At 64.0% G+C, this 19,734-nt stretch carries 17 protein-coding genes; 10 read left to right on the plus strand and 7 right to left on the minus strand.

Annotation, left to right across the window (positions count from 1 at the left end; all coding sequences use genetic code 11):
• Positions 1 to 28: 28 nt before the first annotated feature.
• Together clpX and B6V75_RS05595 are read right to left on the minus strand one after the other, a co-directional pair.
• Complete coding sequence (gene clpX / locus B6V75_RS05590) at positions 29 to 1,294, minus strand: ATP-dependent Clp protease ATP-binding subunit ClpX (RefSeq protein ID WP_075774358.1); 1,266 nt, start codon at positions 1,292 to 1,294, stop codon at positions 29 to 31.
• A gap of 117 nt (positions 1,295 to 1,411) precedes the next feature.
• On the minus strand, positions 1,412 to 2,041 hold the full coding sequence (locus B6V75_RS05595) for an ATP-dependent Clp protease proteolytic subunit (protein WP_075774357.1): 630 nt from the start codon (positions 2,039 to 2,041) through the stop codon (positions 1,412 to 1,414).
• A gap of 221 nt (positions 2,042 to 2,262) precedes the next feature.
• Here B6V75_RS05595 and B6V75_RS05600 point away from each other — a divergent pair, with 221 nt between their 5' ends.
• Positions 2,263 to 4,869 (plus strand): methyl-accepting chemotaxis protein, encoded by a 2,607-nt coding sequence (locus tag B6V75_RS05600; protein WP_168174446.1) that lies wholly within the window; start codon positions 2,263 to 2,265, stop codon positions 4,867 to 4,869.
• Between the two features lie 42 nt (positions 4,870 to 4,911).
• Here B6V75_RS05600 and B6V75_RS05605 read toward each other — a convergent pair whose 3' ends face one another.
• Positions 4,912 to 6,210, minus strand: a complete 1,299-nt coding sequence (locus B6V75_RS05605) for a urate hydroxylase PuuD (RefSeq protein ID WP_088718972.1) — start codon at positions 6,208 to 6,210, stop codon at positions 4,912 to 4,914.
• Between the two features lie 122 nt (positions 6,211 to 6,332).
• Entirely contained in the window at positions 6,333 to 6,689 is a 357-nt protein-coding gene (gene uraH / locus B6V75_RS05610; protein WP_075774354.1) for a hydroxyisourate hydrolase, read from the minus strand.
• Positions 6,690 to 7,015: 326 nt separating this feature from the next.
• Between uraH and B6V75_RS05615 the strand changes: the two genes are divergently transcribed.
• From B6V75_RS05615 to B6V75_RS05635, 5 genes are read left to right on the plus strand one after another with little or no spacing between them, the layout of a single operon-like run.
• The gene (locus B6V75_RS05615; protein ID WP_077701170.1) at positions 7,016 to 7,819 is read left to right on the plus strand and encodes a UDP-2,3-diacylglucosamine diphosphatase; all 804 of its coding nucleotides are present in this window, start codon (positions 7,016 to 7,018) and stop codon (positions 7,817 to 7,819) included.
• Complete coding sequence (locus B6V75_RS05620) at positions 7,816 to 8,955, plus strand: ceramide glucosyltransferase (protein WP_088718973.1); 1,140 nt, start codon at positions 7,816 to 7,818, stop codon at positions 8,953 to 8,955. Before B6V75_RS05615 ends, B6V75_RS05620 begins: the two co-directional genes overlap by 4 nt.
• Positions 8,956 to 8,959: 4 nt before the next feature.
• Positions 8,960 to 9,535: a VTT domain-containing protein gene (locus tag B6V75_RS05625; protein ID WP_075776029.1), complete on the plus strand. Its 576-nt coding sequence runs from the start codon at positions 8,960 to 8,962 to the stop codon at positions 9,533 to 9,535.
• Entirely contained in the window at positions 9,532 to 10,275 is a 744-nt protein-coding gene (locus B6V75_RS05630) for a glycosyltransferase family 2 protein (protein ID WP_088718974.1), read from the plus strand. Before B6V75_RS05625 ends, B6V75_RS05630 begins: the two co-directional genes overlap by 4 nt.
• A 34-nt stretch (positions 10,276 to 10,309) precedes the next feature.
• Entirely contained in the window at positions 10,310 to 11,734 is a 1,425-nt protein-coding gene (locus B6V75_RS05635; RefSeq protein ID WP_088718975.1) for a dihydrolipoyl dehydrogenase, read from the plus strand.
• Here the strand turns inward: B6V75_RS05635 and B6V75_RS05640 are convergent.
• On the minus strand, positions 11,731 to 12,483 hold the full coding sequence (locus B6V75_RS05640; RefSeq protein ID WP_088718976.1) for a 3-keto-5-aminohexanoate cleavage protein: 753 nt from the start codon (positions 12,481 to 12,483) through the stop codon (positions 11,731 to 11,733). The genes B6V75_RS05635 and B6V75_RS05640 overlap by 4 nt on opposite strands.
• Positions 12,480 to 13,802: an aspartate aminotransferase family protein gene (locus B6V75_RS05645; RefSeq protein WP_088718977.1), complete on the minus strand. Its 1,323-nt coding sequence runs from the start codon at positions 13,800 to 13,802 to the stop codon at positions 12,480 to 12,482. The genes B6V75_RS05640 and B6V75_RS05645 overlap by 4 nt, the downstream gene beginning before the upstream one ends.
• Positions 13,803 to 13,943: 141 nt before the next feature.
• Here B6V75_RS05645 and B6V75_RS05650 point away from each other — a divergent pair, with 141 nt between their 5' ends.
• From B6V75_RS05650 to B6V75_RS05665, 4 genes are all read left to right on the plus strand, one after another.
• The gene (locus tag B6V75_RS05650) at positions 13,944 to 14,807 is read left to right on the plus strand and encodes a MurR/RpiR family transcriptional regulator (protein WP_233243028.1); all 864 of its coding nucleotides are present in this window, start codon (positions 13,944 to 13,946) and stop codon (positions 14,805 to 14,807) included.
• Positions 14,808 to 14,864: 57 nt separating this feature from the next.
• Positions 14,865 to 15,839: a TAXI family TRAP transporter solute-binding subunit gene (locus B6V75_RS05655; RefSeq protein WP_075776034.1), complete on the plus strand. Its 975-nt coding sequence runs from the start codon at positions 14,865 to 14,867 to the stop codon at positions 15,837 to 15,839.
• Between the two features lie 109 nt (positions 15,840 to 15,948).
• Entirely contained in the window at positions 15,949 to 18,564 is a 2,616-nt protein-coding gene (locus B6V75_RS05660) for a TRAP transporter permease (RefSeq protein WP_240496908.1), read from the plus strand.
• Entirely contained in the window at positions 18,561 to 18,992 is a 432-nt protein-coding gene (locus tag B6V75_RS05665; RefSeq protein ID WP_075776036.1) for a universal stress protein, read from the plus strand. The genes B6V75_RS05660 and B6V75_RS05665 overlap by 4 nt, the downstream gene beginning before the upstream one ends.
• Before the next feature lie 74 nt (positions 18,993 to 19,066).
• On the opposite strand, the gene B6V75_RS05670 is transcribed toward B6V75_RS05665, so the two are convergent.
• Positions 19,067 to 19,732, minus strand: a complete 666-nt coding sequence (locus tag B6V75_RS05670; protein WP_088718978.1) for an acyl-homoserine-lactone synthase — start codon at positions 19,730 to 19,732, stop codon at positions 19,067 to 19,069.
• Between the last annotated feature and the right edge of the window lie 2 nt (positions 19,733 to 19,734).

Genomic DNA, 19,734 nt, shown 5'->3' on the forward strand with positions numbered 1-19,734 from the left:
CCTTGTTGAATCGTTGCTTACGTCGCGATCAGCTCGCCGATTTGCCTTCCTTCTTGGCTTCGGCATAGATCAGCAGCGGTTTTGCGTCGCTCTGGGTCACGGCCTCTTCGTTGACCACGACCTCTTCGACCTCTTCCATGCCCGGCAGTTCGAACATCGTGTCGAGCAGGATGTCTTCCATGATCGACCGCAGGCCGCGTGCACCTGTCTTCCGCTCGATTGCCTTCTTGGCGATGGCGGTCAGCGCATCGTCGGTAAAGGTCAGCGACACACCCTCGATCTCGAAGAGACGCTGGTACTGCTTCACCAGCGCGTTTTTCGGCTCGGTCAGGATGGTCACCAGCGCCTCGGCGTCGAGATCGGTCAGCGTCGCGATGACCGGCAGACGACCGACGAATTCCGGGATCAGGCCGAATTTCAGCAGATCCTCGGGCTCGAGCTCCTTGAACAGCTCACCGATATTGCGGTCTTCGCTATCCTTTACGTCCGCGCCGAAGCCCATCGCCGAGCCCTTGCCCCGCTGCGCGATGATCCGGTCGAGACCCGCGAAGGCGCCGCCGCAGATGAACAGGATGTTCGTCGTGTCGACCTGCAGGAATTCCTGCTGCGGATGCTTGCGCCCGCCCTGCGGCGGCACGGAGGCCACGGTGCCCTCCATGATCTTCAGCAACGCTTGCTGCACACCCTCGCCCGACACGTCGCGCGTTATCGACGGGTTGTCCGACTTGCGGGTGATCTTGTCGACCTCGTCGATATAGACGATGCCGCGCTGCGCCCGCTCGACGTTGTATTCCGACGCCTGCAGCAGCTTGAGTATGATATTCTCGACATCCTCGCCCACATAACCGGCTTCGGTCAGGGTCGTCGCGTCGGCCATCGTGAAGGGCACATCAAGGATGCGCGCCAGCGTCTGGGCGAGAAGTGTCTTGCCGCAGCCCGTCGGGCCGATCAGCAGGATGTTCGACTTCGCCAGTTCGATGTCGGTCTTCGTGCCGTGGTTGAGACGCTTGTAGTGGTTGTGCACCGCGACCGAGAGCACGCGCTTGGCATGTTCCTGGCCGATCACGTAATCGTCGAGCACCTGGCAGATATCGCGCGGGGTCGGCACGCCTTCGGTGGATTTCAGCCCGGCCGATTTCGTCTCCTCGCGGATGATGTCCATGCACAGCTCGACGCATTCGTCGCAAATGAACACGGTCGGACCCGCGATCAGCTTGCGGACCTCATGCTGGCTTTTGCCGCAGAACGAGCAATAAAGCGTGTTCTTGCTGTCGGAGCCGTTCGAGTTCGCCATCTCTTACCTCTGCTGCCCGGGCCGCCCCGGGCTTCGTGAATTGGCCTGTCCCTTCAAGACTAGGACAGGCCAACCGTCACCTCAATGTCAAAATCGTCCCGAAGTTAAGCGGGAGGATCACTTTTCTCCGTCGTCGCTGACCCGGCTTTCAAGGATCTCGTCGATCAGGCCCCACTCCTTCGCGGCCTCGGCGGACATGAAGTTGTCGCGCTCGAGCGCGGCTTCGACGGTCTCGTAGTCGTTGCCGGTATGCTTGACGTAGATTTCGTTCAGGCGACGCTTGAGCTTCTCGGTCTCGCGGGCGTGGATCATGATGTCGGTCGCCTGCCCCTGGTAGCCGCCCGAGGGCTGGTGGACCATGACACGGCTGTTGGGCAGCGAGAAGCGCATCCCCTTTTCGCCCGCGGTCAGCAGCAGCGAGCCCATCGAGGCCGCCTGCCCGATCACCAGCGTCGAGACCTTGGGTTTGATGTATTGCATCGTGTCGTAGATCGACAGACCGCTCGTCACCACGCCGCCCGGCGAGTTGATGTACATCGCGATCTCTTTCTTCGGGTTCTCGGCCTCGAGGAACAGAAGCTGCGCGCAGATCAGCGTCGACATGCCGTCATGGACCGGGCCCGACAGGAAGATGATGCGCTCCTTCAGCAGGCGCGAGTAGATGTCGTAGGCACGCTCGCCGCGCGAGGTCTGCTCGACCACCATCGGCACCAGCGTGTTCATGTAAAACTCGTGGGGATCTTTCATCTCGGCCCTTCCTGGTCGTTCGACGCTCTTCATAGCGTGTGATCTTTACAGAAGTCTTAGTGACCGCATCGGGGACCTTCAAGGGCACTGACTGCGGGGAAAATGCGCTTGCGGCGCAAATGCTGACCTGCAGCAGGTCCGCGTTAAGGGCATCGAAAGGGGATGGACGTAGCGTGTCCGCGATTTTGCGGGAATGCCCCCGTGTGGAAAAAGAGGCGGAGATGTCCAAATCCGAGGCTGGTGCAAGCGCCTGGCACACCGTGATGGTCAAATTGCTGGCCCTGATCGCGATCGTCGGCATCATGTTCGCGGCGCTGATGACGTTGCTCACGATCAATTCGAACCATCGCCGCGCCAACGAGGCCGCGAGGACGCAGCTCGACCAGATCCTGCCTATGCTCGGTGATTCGGTAACGGATGCGCTGATCACGGGACGGATCGCAGACGCGTCTCATGAGGTCAAAGCGGTGCTCGCGGGCTCCGACGGCGCCGGTCAGTCCGCGCTGGTGCTCAACTTGCGCGGCGACGTTCTGGCTAAGGCGGGCGAGGCCGACCCAGCCTTGGTCACGCTTGCGCAAAACGCGATTGAGGCGCAGGGCCTGAAGAAATCGGCAGACGGGCTGAGCGAAGCAATTCCCCTGCGCATTTCCCCGCAAGACGACCCGCTCGCCGTGCTCGCACTGCGATGGAGCCCGGCACCCGCCATCGCGCGCGCTGCCGAGGACATGATACGCAACCTCGCTTTCACGGCCTTGATTTTTGTGGGCATTCTCGGCGGCGCGATGCTCGGCGTACGCTGGCTTATCGCGCGCCCGCTCACCCGCGTGACGCAGGCGATGCGCTCCGTAGTCGCGGGGCAGCTCGATGCCGAAATCCCCGCCACCAAGCGCCACGACGAAATCGGCGCGATCGCCCGCGCGCTGCAAACCTTCGCGTCCGAGCTTGCGATCGCCGAATCGCGCAACCGCGCAGCGCGGGTCCACAGCGCCGCACTCGAAAGCGCCTCGGTCGCGATCATTCTCACCGGCAACGATCACGTCATCACCTTCGCCAACGAGGCCGCTTCGGATCTGCTGCGCCCCTTCGCGCCAGAAATCCGATCCTACAACCCGAGTTTCGACCCCGATAAGCTTGTCGGAACCCGCGCGGACCAGATTTTGCCAGCGGGGACGACCGCGGCCGCAGCGCTCGACGGCGGGGCACGCGACACCCTCACCCTCGAAGGCCGAATGCGCGCCGGATCGCTTCTCTGTCTCGTCAGCCCAGTGACCGACGAGGCGGGCGAAAAGATCGGCCATGTCTCTCAATGGCGCAACACCACGGAAGAACGGCGCAATGCCTCGCTGATCTCTGCGATCGACGCCAACCTCCTGCGCGTGGACCTACGTCCCGATGTAACGATCGACACGCTCAATCACGCGTTTGCCGAAGTCTACGGCGCGCCCCGCGAAGATATGGCCGGGATGTCCGTAGCCGGCCAGATTACCTTCGAGGGCACGCCGGTCTGCGAAATTCTCCGGCGCGATCCGCAGCCATTCGCGGGTATGCTGATGCTGCGCTGTGCCGACGGCCGCCAGGCCTGGCTCGAAGGCTCGGTCAACCCGATCCTCGATTCGGACGGCACGATGGTCATGTTCACCGTGCTCGCGAGCGACCGCACCCAGCAGCATTTGGAGGCTGACGCCCGCCGGAAAGAACGCGACGCGATGCAAGCCGCCCAACAACACATTGTCGAGACCCTGAAATCGGCCTTGGCCGGGCTCTCCGCCGGGGATCTCATGGCCGAGATCACCGCTGAATTCGAAGGCGATTCCAAGACATTGCGTGACGACTTCAACAGCGCGATCAGCGATTTGCGCGACGCGATGCGAAAGGTGCTCGACAACGCCGGATCGATCCGCACTGAGGCGCGGCAAATTTCGTCAAACTCCGATGACATGGCGCGGCGCACCGAACGGCAGGCCGCCACGCTCGAGGAGACCGCCGCCGCGCTCAACGAGATCACCGCCTCGGTCGAGGCGGCCGCCCAGGCCGCCGGCCGCGCGAATGACCTTGTCGAGACCGCCCGGCGCAGCGCGGAAGAAAGCGGCCAAGTCGTTTCCGAAGCCGTGCAGGCGATGTCGGAAATCGAACAAAGCTCGGAGCAGATCAGCCGGATCACCAGCGTCATCGACGAGATCGCCTTTCAGACCAACCTGCTCGCTCTGAACGCCGGGGTGGAGGCCGCGCGCGCTGGCGAAGCCGGACGAGGCTTCGCGGTCGTCGCGTCGGAAGTGCGTGCGCTCGCGCAGCGCTCCTCTGACGCTGCACGCGAGATCGCCGAGTTGATCGCGAACTCCTCAGCACAGGTGAAACGCGGCGTCGGCTTGGTGGGCCAAGCGGGCGATGCGCTCGGGGGCATCCAGTCCTCCGTTTCCGATCTTCTCGCCTATGTCGCGGACAGCGCGAATGCTACGCAGGAGCAAAGCGCGGGCCTGACGGAAATCAATTCCGCCGTCACGCAGCTCGATCAGGTTACCCAGCACAACGCCGCCATGTTCGAAGAGGCCCTCGCCGCTAGCCAGGTCCTCGAACGCGAGGCCGTGGAACTCGGCGAGGCGATGGGACAATTCAAACTTGGCGAGGCATCGGGTGCCAGCCTCAGTCGTGTCGACTCTGCGGACAAACCTGCTGTGGCGCCGCGACGTGCGCCCGAGAAATCGGAGCGCATTGCCTCCGCGCCGCCGAAATCGGCCCCGCGCGATGCTGCTTCGCCTATCAGCGTGTCAGGCAATACTGCCTTGGCTTTGCCGCCGCCGCCCACGGATGACGATTGGGAGGATTTCTAGCTCATCACTATGATCCCTGAACCCGCCGATATGCGGCAGCGATCACGACGCGTCGGGATGGGGAACCGCGATTCCGGCCTCGGCCCGATCCGTTGGACCTGCCGCTTGCGTCCCGGCCTCGCCCGCTCGGAACCAAGCCCGGATGGCGGCGCGCTCCTGCGGCTCCATATAGCTCAAATTCGCAGGCGGCATCGCGTCGGTCAGCCCGGCTTGCACGTAGATTTGCCGCGCGGCGGCGGCGATTTCGCGGGGCGTCTCGAGCTTGATATTCTTGGGCGCATGGCCAATCCCTTCATAGCCGGGCTCGCTCGCATGACACATCGAACAGCGCCCCATTACGATACCGCTCACTTCGTCGAAGCCGGGCGCCGCCGCGAAGCGCTGCTCGAAAGGCGTCAACATGGCGCTGTCCTCGGTGTCCGCCCCGGCATCCGCCTTCGGGATCGAGGACAGCCATACGATCGCAATAAACAACGCCGCGGTGGCGCCCCAGGTCCACCACGGCTTACCCTTATGGGCGTGGTGCGTGTTGAAGAAGTGCCGGATCGTCACCCCCATCAGGAACACCAGGGAGGCGATAAGCCAGTTATAGGCGCTCGCGAAAGCCAGCGGATAGTGGTTCGACAACATCAGGAAGATGACCGGCAGCGTCAGGTAATTGTTATGGGTCGAACGCTGCTTGGCGATCTTGCCGTATTTCGGATCGGGCGTGCGCCCCGCCACGAGGTCGGCCACTACGATCTTCTGGTTCGGAATGATGATCAGGAACACGTTTGCGGTCATGATCGTCGCGGTGAAGGCCCCCAGATGCAGCAGCGCCGCGCGACCCGAGAAGACCTGCGTATAGCCCCAGGCCATCGCGACGAGAATGACGTAGAGGCCGAGCATGAGCCGGGTATTGTTTTCGCCGAAGCGCGATTTGCAGATCAGGTCGTAAAGGAGCCAGCCGAGCGCGAGCGAGCCGATCGAGATCAGAATTGCCCCCCAGACCGGCAGCTCCATCACCCGCGGATCAATCAGATAGAACTGCGCCTGCGTCCAGTAGAGCACCACCAGCATCGCGAAGCCCGAAAGCCACGTCATGTAGCTTTCCCATTTGAACCAGGTCAGACGGTCGGGCATCTGCGCCGGGGCCACGAGATATTTCTGGATGTGGTAGAAGCCGCCGCCATGGACCTGCCACGCCGCCCCATGCACCCCTTCAGGCGCGCCGGGTTCGGGCACCAGCCCCAGATCGAGCGCGATGAAATAGAAGGACGACCCGATCCACGCAATCGCGGTGATCACGTGCAGCCAGCGCACCGCGAACTGCACCCATTCCAGAAAAAAAGTGTAATCCATCCGTCGTCCCTCGTTTTGCGCCCAGAGTTTCCGAAGCCACGGCCGAGCGCAAGCGATGGCGCGGCGGAACCGCCTGATTTTTGTCCGGATGCTCAAATCACGAGCAGATGGACGCCCCGGGCTCAGCTGCCGCGATAGGTTGAGTAGCCGTAGGGCGAGAGCAGCAGCGGCACGTGGTAATGCGCCCCGGCATCATTCATCCCGAAGCGGATCGGGATATCGTCGAGGAACAGCGGCTCTTCCGCTCCCTGCCCGCTCGCCCGCAGATAATCCCCCGCAGCGAAGACCAGTTCGAACTGCCCGGTGCGAAACCGCTCCGCCGGCAGGATCGGCGAGTCGGTGCGCCCGTCGGCATTCGTCACCATCTCGGCCAGCACCTCACGATCGTCTCCGTTGAGAGCGAAGAGCGTGATCTTGAGCCCGTCCGCCGGGCATCCCCGCGCCGTGTCGAGCACATGGGTGGTCAGATATCCTGCCATCGCGTTCTCCTTCGCCAATCCTCGTCACCGCGACCACTATGCTTTCGGGTGAAACAAACCGCAAGATATCGTGCGCTCACCGGAAGTTGCTTGGTATTTCACACCCTTATGGTTGATCACCGCACAGCTGCCTCTAGGTGACATAACAGGTTCACGTAGCCGTCACATCGATGTCACGTCGGAAGGCGATGGGCAGCGCAGCAAAGAGCGGAAGGATCCTATGGCCCATAAATTGCAGTCTGCCATTTTCCGGACTGTCTCCGCATCGCTTCTCTGCGCAGGCGCCGGGTGCCTGCCTCTCCCCGCAGATCCACCGGAGATGTGACATGAGCCGATCGCGCCATCACAACAAGCACCACTACCGCAGCCTCTTCCTCTCGGATTTTCACCTTGGCTCGCGCGGGTGCAGCCCCGGCCCGATACTCGACTTTCTGCAAAGCGTCCGGGCCGACGCGATCTACCTCGTCGGCGATATCCTCGACCTCTGGCATGGTGGCCCCGTGCAGTGGGGGGATATCCATGCCGAGATCATCGAGACCCTCGAAGCCCATGCCGAGGCCGGAACGCGTATCGTCTACCTGCCCGGCAATCACGATGCGGCACTACGCTCGCCGGGTATGAACTTCCTCAGCTTTGAGCTGGCCGAGACGGCACTCCATGTCGGCGCGGACGGGCAGCGCTACCTTATCGTGCATGGCGATCAATGCGATGCGCGCATCCTGCGCTGGCACGCGATGACCCGTTTCGGAAGCCGGATGGACGCGCTGTTCCGCGGCATCGATGCCTGGTTGCGCCGCCGCCGTGACGTTTCCGAGACGGAGCGCACGTTGATCCAGCTCGCGATCGAGGGGATTAACCACCTGATCGCACGTGGCTCGGGTTACGAGCATCGGCTGATCGCGCTGGCTTCCGAGGCCGGGGTCGACGGGATCATCTGCGGCCACTCGCACAAGCCCGCGCTGCGCGAGGTCGGCGGAATGACCTACGCGAATTGCGGCGACTGGGTGGACAGCCTGACCGCCTTGGCCGAGGATAGTTCAGGCGCATTGCAACTTCTTCAATGGGGCGCGGAGCCCGCTGCGGTCACCGAGACCGGCACCCGCCCCGCCGTCGCAAAGGTTCGTGCATGACGATCGTTCTGCTCTTCCTTGCAGCCCTTCTGGGCATCACTCTAACGGCGCATCTTCTCAGCGCCGCGATGACCGCGTGGCGCGAATCCCGACCACCGAAGCCGGTGCCCGACGACCTGCCTTTCATCGCGCTGATGCGCCCGGTCTGCGGGGTCGACCCGTTCGACGCGGAGACGCTGGGCTCGTCCTTCGAACTCGACTATCCGGATTACGAGGTGATCTTCTGCGCGCCGTCCGAGCACGACCCGGCCTGCGCGCTGGTCCGTCGCCTGATCGAAGAGAACCCGCATGTGCGCGCGCGGCTTCTGACCGGGCTCGACGCGGTGTCGGGCAATCCGAAGCTGAACAACCTGCACAAGGGGCTGTCCGCGACCGACGCTGAGTGGCTCGCGATGGCCGATAGCAATCTGCTTTTGCCGCGCGATTATCTGAAACGGTTGGTGGCGGAATGGCGGCCCGGCACGGGGCTGGTCTCCGCTCCGCCGGTGGCCGAGCGTCCAGGCAATCTATGGGGCGCCGTCGAGGCAGCGTTCCTCAACACCAATCAGGCGCGCTGGCAGGTGGCGGCCGACATGATCGGCCTGGGCTTCGCACAGGGCAAATCGCTGTTCTGGCGGCGCGACATCCTGATGGCAGGCGGCGGCTTCGCGGCGCTCGGGCGCAACATGGCCGAGGACGTGGCCTCTACGAAACTCGTGCGCCGGCAGGGGCTGAAGGTGCGGCTGACGCGGCACCTCTTCGCGCAACCGATCGGGAGGCGCGCGGCTCGCACGGTCTGGGACCGCCAGCTGCGCTGGTCCAAGGTGCGTCGCGACGGCTTCGTGGTGATCTTCGCCGCAGAGATCGCGCAGGGCCCTTTCCTGCCCTTCCTCGCCGCGCTTGCCCTCGCCGCTTTGGGCGCGATGCCTTGGATCGCGCTGCCGCTTCTGGTTGCGCTGTGGTACGGTGCCGAGGTGCTGCTGGCGCGGATCGCGGGCTGGCCCGCCTCCGCGCGCGACATCGCAGGGTTCGCGATCCGCGACGCGATGCTGCCCGCGCTTTGGCTGATGACATGGTTCGGGCGCGATTTCACGTGGCGCGGCAATGACATGACCCATCGGGACGTGGCGCGCCGCGACACCCCCGTCACGGAGTAACCTTATGTTCGGCTTGGAGACGATCTCCGCATTGATGGCGAAACACGGCTTGGCCGTAATCGCGCCGATTGCGGTACTCGAAGGGCCGATCGTGACCGTGATCGCGGCGTGGCTTGCCAGCCAGAACCTGTTCTCCGTCTGGTCGGTTGCGATCATCGTGATCCTTGCCGATCTCGTCGGCGATCTGGGGCTCTATTCGCTTGGCCGATGGGGGCTGAACCGGATGCCCAAGAAATGGCGCGACAGGCTGGGCCTGAGCCGCGCGCGGCTCGTGAGCGCGGCGCGGCACTTCCAGAGCAAGGGGATCAAGACGCTGGTCTTCGGCAAGCTGACCCATTCGGCTGGCGCGCCGGTGCTGGTCGCAGCCGGGGTCGCGCGGATGAATTTCTGGGTGTTCATGCTGACCAATCTGATCGCCACGATCCCGAAATCGCTGGCATTCGTGGCACTCGGCTATTGGCTCGGCTCGCATATCGGCAAGATCGACAGCTGGCTGTCGACGGGCTCGCTGATCCTGCTCGTCGTGATCGCGCTCGGCGCCACGATCTGGTTCTATCGCCGCAAGAGGTCGCACTCATGACGAAGATCAGCTGCATTCTGCCCGCCTATAACGAGGCCCCGCGGATCGGCGCGGTGCTGGAGCGCGTGCTGGGCCATCCGCAGATCGCCGAGGTGATCGTGATCGACGACGGCTCGAGCGACGGCACCGCCGAAATCGCCGAGGGGTATCGCGCCGCCCATCCGCATCTGCGGGTGCTGCGCCAGACACAGAACGGAGGCAAGACGGCGGCCGTGGCCGCGGGGATCGCAGAAGCCGCGGGCACTCACCTGATGCTGCTCGACAGCGATCTGCTGGGGCTGACCCATTCCGATCTGGGCGCGCTGATCGCGCCGGTGGCGAATGGGGAGGCCGATGTCACGATCAGCCTGCGCCGCAACGCTCCGCGCATCTGGCGGGTGATCGGCCTCGATTACATCTCGGGCGAGCGTGTGATCCCGCGCGAGATGCTGGGCACACGACTGGAGGCTCTCAACGCCCTTCCCCGCTTCGGGCTGGAGGTGTTCATGAACCGCCTGTGGATCGGCGCGCGCGCCCGGATCGCCGTCGTCGCGTGGCCCGGCGTCGACAGCCCGATGAAATCCGCAAAGCTTGGCAACTGGCGCGCCGGTGTCGCCGCCGACGCGCGGATGATCCGCGACATCTTCCGCACCATCGCACCGCATCGCGCGTTGGGGCAGATCGTGGCGATGCGCCGCCTGCGGGTGCCAGCTCAGGTGCAGACTTTACCGCGCAAAGGCTTGGAACGTATAGCTCGCTAGGCGGTTCGGTTCGCGACAGTTCACCGGAGGTTTCATGTCACAACATGCGCGCGTCGTCATAATCGGCTCCGGCTCGGCCGGGTTGTCCGCCTTGCGCGAGGTGCGCCATGCGACAGATGACTTCCTCATCATCAATGACGGCCATTGGGGCACGACCTGCGCCGAAAGCGGCTGCATGCCTTCCAAGGCGCTGATCGAAGCCGCCAACGCCTTCCACCGTCGCCACGATTTCGAGGCCTTCGGGGTTTCCGGCGCCGAGACGCTGCGCATCCGCGTGCCCGACGTGATGGCCCGAATGAAACGGATGCGCGACGACTTCACCAAATCGCCGCGCGCGGTGCCCGAGAAACTCGGCGAAAAGGCGATCTCGGGCCGCGCGAGGCTCCTCGGGCCGAACCGGATCGAGATCGAGGGACACGGGGAAGTGACCGCCGATGCGATCATCCTCGCGACCGGTTCGTCGCCAGTGCTGCCGGGGCCGTGGAAAACCTTCGGCGATCGTATCTTTACCACCGACACGCTGTTCGACCGCGACGACCTGCCCAAGCGGATCGCGATGATCGGCATGGGCGCGATCGGCGTGGAACTCGCACAGGCGATGGCGCGGATGGGTATCGAGGTCGCGGGCTTCGATGCGTTGGAAAGCGTGGCTGGCATGACCGACCCGGAAGTCACTGCACTCCTGCGCGACGCCATCGCGGCGGAACTGCCGCTGCATCTGGGTGCCCCGGCTGAGATTTCCGAGGGCAATGCGGGCAGTTTGATCGTGAAAGGCGCAGGCGGCGCAGAATTCGAGGCCGACGCCGTGCTCGCCGCGATGGGACGCCGCCCCAATATCGCGGGGCTCGGGCTAGAGACGCTCGGCGTGCCGCTCGACGATCACGGGATGCCCGAGGTCGACGCCTCTTCCACGCAGATCGGCGATCTGCCGGTCTTCATGGCGGGCGACGCAAACGCGATCCGCCCGATCCTGCACGAAGCCGCGGACGAGGGGCATATCGCGGGGCGCAACGCCTTGGCCGAAAGCCCACGCCGCTATCGCCGCCGGGCCTCGATGGCCATCGCCTTCTGCGCGCCCAACGCGGTGCGTGTCGGGCAGAGCTTCGCGGATCTGGAGGGGAAGGACATCTTGATCGGACACGCCAATTTCGCGACGCAATCGCGCGCCCGGCTGGCCGAAGAGGCGCATGGCCTGATCCGCATCTATGCCGAGCCGGGAAGCGGCAAGCTCCTGGGCTGCGAGATGGCGCTGCCCGAGGGCGAGCATTTCGCGCATCTCTTCGGCCTCGCGATCCAGTCGGAGATGAGCACCTACGACATGCTGGCGATGCCCTTCTATCATCCGGTGATGGAGGAAGGGCTGCGCAGCGCCTTGCGTGAGATCGCCCGGCAATTGCCCGACGAGGAGCGCTCCGACCTCGCCGACTGCCCCGAGAAAGGGCATTCGACGCTCGACTAAAGAGCTGCGATCTCGGCCACACGCGCGGCGTTGTCGGGCGCGGTCGTCCCGTCTTCCATCACCAGCGAATTCTCGAACCCGACCCGCGCCTTGCCCCCCTTGGCGAGCGCGTTTCTCAGGCAGGCGGTCTCGCCCCGGCCGAAGGCACACATCGCCCAGTCGGGGGTGATCGCCTCGGCTTGCATCCAGTCGAGGAACGGGTCGAGCATCTCAGGCGTCGAGACTTGCCCCGCGACATAACGGCCCATTACGAAGATCAGTTGCAGTGCCGGATCGCGCAGCAAACGGTCGGGCAGAACGCGCGCCAGCGCCTCGGCATCCTCGCGGGAATAGAGGATATGTTGGATCGCGATCCCGCGCTCTGCCGCCTCCTCGTAGAACTTCATCGCCAGCAATTCATGATCGCGCAGCATCTCGCGCGCCGAGACAGAGACCATATGAGCGCCCGAGTTCAGAGCGACGTAGCGCTGGTGGCCCGGCGCGTAGCGCCCCGCGGCCTCGGTGGTGATCTGGATCGCCATGTCGCCCAAGCGCGGACGCAGATGGGCCAACGCCTCGGCATAGGCTCCACTATCGAGCAGGTGCCCGCCCGCATCGTCGCGCAGGTGCAGATGCAGCGCCCCTGCCCCGGCGTCGCGGCAGGCGAGCGCAGTCTGCGTGATTTCGTCGAGCGAGACCGGCAGCGCCGGATGGTCGGTCTTGGTCTTGGTCGCCCCGTTCGGCGCGACCATGATACGCGGCAGGCTCACCCGAGAACCTCGCGGATCGCGGTGCCGAGCTTGTCCACCAATTCGCCGATCTGGTCTTCGGTGATAATGAAGGGCGGCGCGAGCAGGATGTGGTCGCCGCGCTGGCCGTCGATCGTGCCGCCCATCGGGTAGCAGACGAGCCCCGCCTCGAAAGCCGCAGCCTTGAGCTTCTTGTTGACGGCCTTCGCCGGATCCATCGGCTCTTTCGTGGCGCGGTCGGCCACGATTTCCAGCCCGCTGAACATGCCGCGCCCACGGATGTCGCCAATATGGGGATGCTGGCCGAACGCCTCGCGCAAAGCCGCGTCGAGCACTTCGCCCTGCTGCGCCGCCCGCGCGACCATGCCACCCTCGGTCAGCTTCTTGACCACGGCATCGCCCGCGGCGGTCGCGGTCGGGTGGCCGATATAGGTATGTCCGTGCTGGAAGAAGCCCGAGCCGTTGACGAAGGCGTCATAAATCTCGGACGTGCAGATCGCCGCCCCGATGGGCTGATAGCCCGCGCCGAGCCCCTTCGCGATGGTGACGATATCGGGCGCGATCCCGTCCTGCTCGCAGGCGAACAACGTTCCGGTCCGGCCCATCCCGCACATCACCTCGTCGAGGATCAGCAGGATGCCGTATTGATCGCAGATTTCGCGGATACGCTTGAAATAGCCCTTTACCGGCGGCACCGCGCCCATCGTGGCGCCCACGACCGGCTCGGCGATGAAGCCGATCACGTTCTCCGCACCGAGACGCTGAATTTCGGCCTCCAGCTCGTTGGCGACGCGCAGACCGTATTCCTCGGCGGTCTCGCCGTCCTCGCGCCAGCGGTATTCATGCACGGGCGCGATGTGGCTCACATCGATCAGCAGCGGGTTGAACTTCTCGCGGCGCCACGCATTGCCGCCAGCGGCCAGCGCGCCCAGCGTGTTGCCGTGATAGGACTGGCGGCGCGCGATGAAATGCGACCGGCTCGGCTCGCCCTTCTCGACGAAATATTGCCGCGCCATCTTGAGCGCGCCTTCCACCGCCTCCGATCCCCCGGATGTGAAGTAGACGCGATCCAAGCTCCCCGGCGCGTGAGCGATGAGGCGATCGGCAAGCCGCTCGGCGGGTTCGGAGGAGAAGAAACCGGTATGCGCGAAGGCGATATTGTCGATCTGATCCTTGATCGCGGCAATCACGTCCGCGTCAGAGTGACCGAGACAGGACACGGCCGCACCGCCCGAGCCATCGAGATACCGCTTGCCCTCGGAGTCGAGGATGTAGATACCGTCGCCCTTTACTGCCAAGGGCGCAGTGGACTTCGTGTGGCGCGGGAATACATGGCTCATATCGGTCCCTCCTTCGGGACAAGATTGCGTGAGGGTCGCTGACCACCCCATGAAACATATGTTTTACGCATTGACAATATATGAAACAAATGAAACGGTCACCGCGACGCGATAACTGGTGATGGAACCTGGGGAGGAGCATTGTCCGGCAGTTTCGAACAGCGATTGGCTGCGCAATATGGCAGCCTCTCCACGCGTTTGCGTGAGGCGGGCGACTATATCGCGGACAACCCGGTGAGCATCGCCACGCGCTCGCTGCGTATGCTGGCGAGCGAGTCGAACCTTGCGCCCGCGACCTTCACCCGCCTCGCCCATGCGCTCGAATACGAGAATTTCGAAGAGCTGCGCGAGACCATGCGCGACCAGATCGGTCGCCGTGTTTCACCCTTCGCGGACCGCGCCGACCGGCTGCAGAAGGACGCTGCCGATCCGCAGGACAGCTTCCTCAACCGGTATGCCGCGGCCACGCAGGACAATATCGCGGCCCTGACCGCCGCGATCGAACCGGGACGGCTCGAGGCCGTGGCCGACAAGATCGCCGCCGCCCGCCGGGTGGTGCTGCTGGGCGCGCTAGGTTCGACGGGGATTGCGGAATACACCGCCTATATCGCCAATTTCCTAGGCGACAACTGGGAGCTGGGCGCCCGCGCGGGCTCGTCGCTGGGCGCGACGCTCGCCGGACTCGACGAGCGCGACGCGGTTCTGGTGATCACCAAGCCGCCCTTCGCGCGCTCCACCATCCGCAGCGCGATCCATGCCCATGAACAGGGCGCCCATGTCACGCTGATTACCGACAGCCGCAGCTGTCCGGCGCTGCACGCGGCCGATGAGACCTTCATCGTGCCCACCGACAGCCCGCATTTCTACACGAGTTACGTCGCCACGCTGTTCTTGCTCGAAGCAATTCTGGCGCTGGTGGCGAAGCGCGCGGGACCCCGCGCAACCGAACGGATCGCCGAGGTCGAACGGCGCAACAGGCTTCTCGACGAAGTCTATGCACGCTGACCGAGGCGGACCGTACCACTGAACCGACACCCAAAAACGATCAACGGGAGTGACTACATGAAACAGTTCTTCAAACTCGGGGCCGTCGCGGCCGTCGCCGGCGCGCTGATGGCGCCCGCGGCGAACGCAGCCGACGAGACCTTCATCACCATCGGGACCGGCGGCGTCACCGGCGTCTACTACCCGACCGGCGGCGCGATCTGCCGCCTGATGAACAAGAGCCACAAGGAAACCGGCGTTCGTTGCTCGGTCGAGTCCACCGGCGGTTCGGTCTACAACATCAACACCATCCGTTCGGGCGAGCTGGACTTCGGCATCGCCCAGTCGGATTGGCAGTACCATGCCTACAAGGGCGACTCGAAGTTCTCCGATCAGGGTCCGTTCGAGAAGCTGCGCGCCGTGTTCTCGATCCACCCCGAGCCCTTCACCGTCGTCGCGCGTGCCGATAGCGGCATCAAGAACTTCCAAGACCTCAAGGGCAAGCGCGTGAACATCGGCAACCCCGGTTCGGGTCAGCGCGGCACGATGGAAGTGCTGATGGATGCGATGGGCTGGAAAACCTCGGACTTCGCGCTCGCGACCGAGCTGAAGGCCGCCGAGCAGTCGAAAGCGCTCTGCGACAACCAGATCGACGCGATGGTCTACACCGTGGGTCACCCCTCCGGTTCGATCCAGGAAGCGACCACCTCCTGTGACGCGAACCTCGTGAACGTCACGGGCGACGCGGTCGACAAGCTGGTCGCCGACAACCCGTACTACGCCACCGCGACGATCCCCGGCGGCATGTATCGCGGCAACCCCGACGACACGAAGACTTTCGGCGTGCGTGCGACCCTCGTGACCTCGGCCGACGAGCCCGATGATGTCGTCTATGCGCTGGTGAAGTCGGTCTTCGACAACTTCGACGAGTTCAAGAAGCTGCACCCGGCCTTCGCGCATCTGAAGCCCGAGGAAATGGTCACCGCCGGTCTCTCGGCTCCGATCCATCCGGGCGCTCTGAAGTACTACAAGGAACGCGGCTGGATTAAGTAATCCCTGCGCATATTCGGGCGGGCGCGCTTGCGTGCCCGCCCTTTTCAGTTTCAGCTACTAAGATCATGCCGGAACAGGCGGACGGCCCGTTGGGTCGCAAGGGGGAACGATGGCGGAAAATCGCGCCTTGAATGAACAAGAATTGCAGGAGCTCGTACAAGCTTCTGACAGCGGGGCGCGCAGCCCCAAGGGATGGGTCGGGCTCATGGTCGCCGTGATGGCGCTGAGCTGGTCGATCTTCCAGGTGCTTCTGGCCTCGCCCATCGGGCCCTATGTGCTGCCGGGCGACCTAATCAACAATGCCCGCCAGATCCATCTGGCCTATGCCATCTTCCTCTCGGCGATGGCCTATCCGCTGTTCAAGTCCTCACCCAAGGACCATGTGCCGTGGTATGACTGGATCCTCGCGGTAGGCGGGGCGCTTCTCGCGCTGTACGGCTATTTCTTCTACCAGAAGATCGTCGACAATGGCGGACTCGCCGATATGCAGGACTCCTATATCTCGGTCCTGGGCATCATCTTCCTCTTCATCGCAGCCTATCGCACGCTCGGCCCGGTCATGGTGCTGCTGGCGATCGTGTTCCTGTGTTATGTGTTCTTCGGCTCGTCGGAGTTCTTCCCCGAACAGATCCGCTGGGCCGGTGCGAGCCTGCGCAAGGCGATGAGCCACATGTGGATCACCTCCGAGGGGGTGTTCGGGATCGCGCTCGGCGTCTCGACCAAGTTCGTCTTCCTCTTCGTGCTGTTCGGCGCGCTGCTCGAGAAAGCGGGCGCGGGCAACTACTTCATCCAGATGGCCTTCGGCGCGCTCGGCCACCTGCGCGGCGGACCTGCGAAAGCCGCCGTCGTGGGCTCTGCGGCGACCGGCCTGATCTCGGGCTCGTCGATCGCGAACGTGGTCACCACCGGCACCTTCACCATTCCGCTGATGAAACGCGTAGGCTTCTCGGCAGAGAAAGCCGGCTCGGTCGAGGTGGCTTCTTCGGTCAACGGCCAGATCATGCCGCCGGTGATGGGGGCCGCCGCCTTCCTGATGGTCGAATATGTCGGCATCTCCTATCTGGAGGTCATCAAGCACGCCTTTATCCCGGCGATCATCTCCTACATCGCACTGTTCTACATCGTGCATCTGGAGGCCGTGAAAAACCGCATGCCGACGATCGGCGATTGCGTGGTCTCGGTCTGGCGCACCGCCTTTGGCATGTTCGCCTTCTTCGCGGGCTTCGCGGCCCTGTGCTACGCCACCCAATTCCCGGTGCGCCTCATCACCTCGATGGTACCCGAAGGCGCAGGCTGGGTTCTGTCTCTGCTCGTCGTCGTGGTCTATCTCGGCCTCGTCTGGGTCGCCGCGAAAGCGCCCGATCTGGAGCCGGACGATCCGAACTCCGAGATCGTGAAGCTTCCGGAGATCAAGGACATCTACAAGGCGGGCCTCTACTACCTGCTCCCGATCGTCGTTCTGGTCTATTTCCTGATGATCGAGCGCAAGTCGCCGGGCCTGTCGGCCTTCTGGGCCTCGTTCCTGCTGTTCTTCATCCTGCTCACCCAGAAACCGCTCAAGGCCGCCTTCCGCGGCGAGAGCGCCCCGATGAGCCGCTTCCGTGAAGGCGTTCTCGACCTGATCGGCGGCATGATCGACGGCGCGCGCAACATGATCGGGATCGGCCTGGCCACCGCCACCGCCGGGATCATCGTAGGCACCGTCTCGCTGACCGGGATCGGTCAGGTGATGGCCGATTTCGTCGAGTTCCTCTCGGGTGGCAACCTGATCCTGATGCTGATCTTCGTGGCGATCCTGTCGCTGATCCTCGGGATGGGCCTGCCGACCACGGCGAACTACATTGTCGTCAGCTCGCTGATGGTGGGCGTCGTCGTCCATCTGGGCGCGCAGTCGGGCCTCGTGGTACCGCTGATTGCGGTGCACCTGTTCGTGTTCTACTTCGGGATCATGGCGGACGTGACGCCACCCGTGGGCCTTGCCTCCTTCGCGGCGGCAGCAGTCTCGGGAGGCGACGCGATCAAGACCGGCTTCACGGCGTTCTTCTATTCGCTGCGCACGGTCGCCCTGCCCTTCGTGTTCATCTTCAACACCGATCTGCTGCTGATCGACGTGACGTGGTACCAGGCGATCTTCGTCTTCGTCATCGCGACGATCGGCATCCTCGTCTTCACCGCGGGCACGATGGGGTGGTTCGTCACCCGTTCGAAGATCTGGGAGACGGTGGCGCTTCTTCTGATCGCCTTCACCCTGTTCCGTCCCGGCTATTTCATGAACATGATCGAGCCGCCCTATAACGAGGTGCCGCCTGCGAACATCACGCAGCGCCTCGACAAGGCACCGGTCGGGCGTGAGCTGCGACTGATCTTCTCGGGTCCCGATTACACCACCGAAGAACCGAAGGACCTGACCGTACTGGTCAAGGTGCCCGAAGGCGCGACGGGGCAGGACCGGCTCGACAAGCTCGGCCTGAGCTTCACCGAAACGGACGGAAAGATGGTCGCGGACGAGCCGATGTTCGGCTCGGAGTTGCAGCAGAAACTGCAGGGCTTCGACTTTTACGGCGACACGCCCGTCACACTGTCCAACGTGAAGGTGCCGAACGACCAGCTTCCGAAAGAGCTGATGTTCATCCCCGCTTTCGCGCTTCTCGCGCTCATCGCTTTCCTGCAATATCGGCGCAGGGAAGACGATGACGCGGCCTTTGCTGAAGGAGAACCGGCATGACCAATACCATTCTCTGCGCGATCGACATGAACCGCCCCAAGACCGAGCGCAAAGTGCTCGAATGGGCGGCGCGGCTGGCCAAGATGGAAGACGCACAGCTCGACGTGATCACCGTGGTGCCCGATTACGGCTCGGCGGTTGTGGGGGCCTTTTTCTCGGACGATCACACAGCGAAGGCGAAGGAGCACGCGCGCGAGCTGCTGCATGACTTCGTCGCCGAGGTCGTGGGCCCCGAGGTGAACGCCAAGGTGCGGCACATCGTGGGCGTCGGCACGGCCTATCACGAGATCCTGTCGCTGGCCGAGAAAGACGGCGCGGACATGATCGTGCTCGGGGCGCATCGCCCCGATCTCAGCGATTATCTGCTCGGGCCGAACGCCGCTCGGGTCGTGCGGCACTCCAATTGCTGCGTCTTCGTCGTGCGCTGAGCGCGCGACCGACGGCGAAGATTTAGGGGCGCGCCCAGGCGATGGGCGCGCCCTTTTTCTTGTTCCGCACCGGCTCAGGCAGCGGTATGCAACTGACGCGGCGCCGACCGGGCCGCCAGCACGCAGGCTTCGGCCATCTCGCGACGCCGCTGCGTGGAATATTCCGCGGGCATCCGCAGCGCCGCGTATTGCCGCCCGTCCTCGTCGTTGCGATAGGTCGGGCCCATCCGGCTCACATCGTAGCCAAGCTGGCGCAGCGCCCGCATCAGCGCGAGAGAGGAGAGACAGATCAGCTCGTCCGCGCCCCGCTCCTTGGCGCGCTCCACCAGCCCGTCGACGATCAACCGCAAGCAGGTCGCGCGCTCGGCCTGCGTGGTCAGCGCGTCGGAAATCACCAGCCGCGTACATTCCCAGACCGTCTCGCTGGCAATTTCGGTCGGCAGGATTTCCGGCGGAATATGCGGCAACTTTCCCAGATGCGCGTCGCGGAGCATGTAGGTATTGCCACCCCAGATCGCCGCGGTGGACATCGCGCGCGCACCGCCCACCACCTGCCCCTCCTTCAGCACGAGCGAGTAATGCGCTAGGGGCGTATCATATTGATCCATCTCCACTTCGTCGTTATGCGGCACGTCCCAACCGAGCGTGTCGACGAAGACCTCCTTGCGCAGGCGCAGAAAGTCATAAAACGCGGTGCCGAAGCGGTGAAGTTGCGAGAATTCGAAAGTGCAGTTTTGCATTG

The organism is Thioclava sp. F1Mire-8 (assembly GCF_002213165.1).
In the GTDB taxonomy this organism is placed as follows: domain Bacteria; phylum Pseudomonadota; class Alphaproteobacteria; order Rhodobacterales; family Rhodobacteraceae; genus Thioclava; species Thioclava nitratireducens.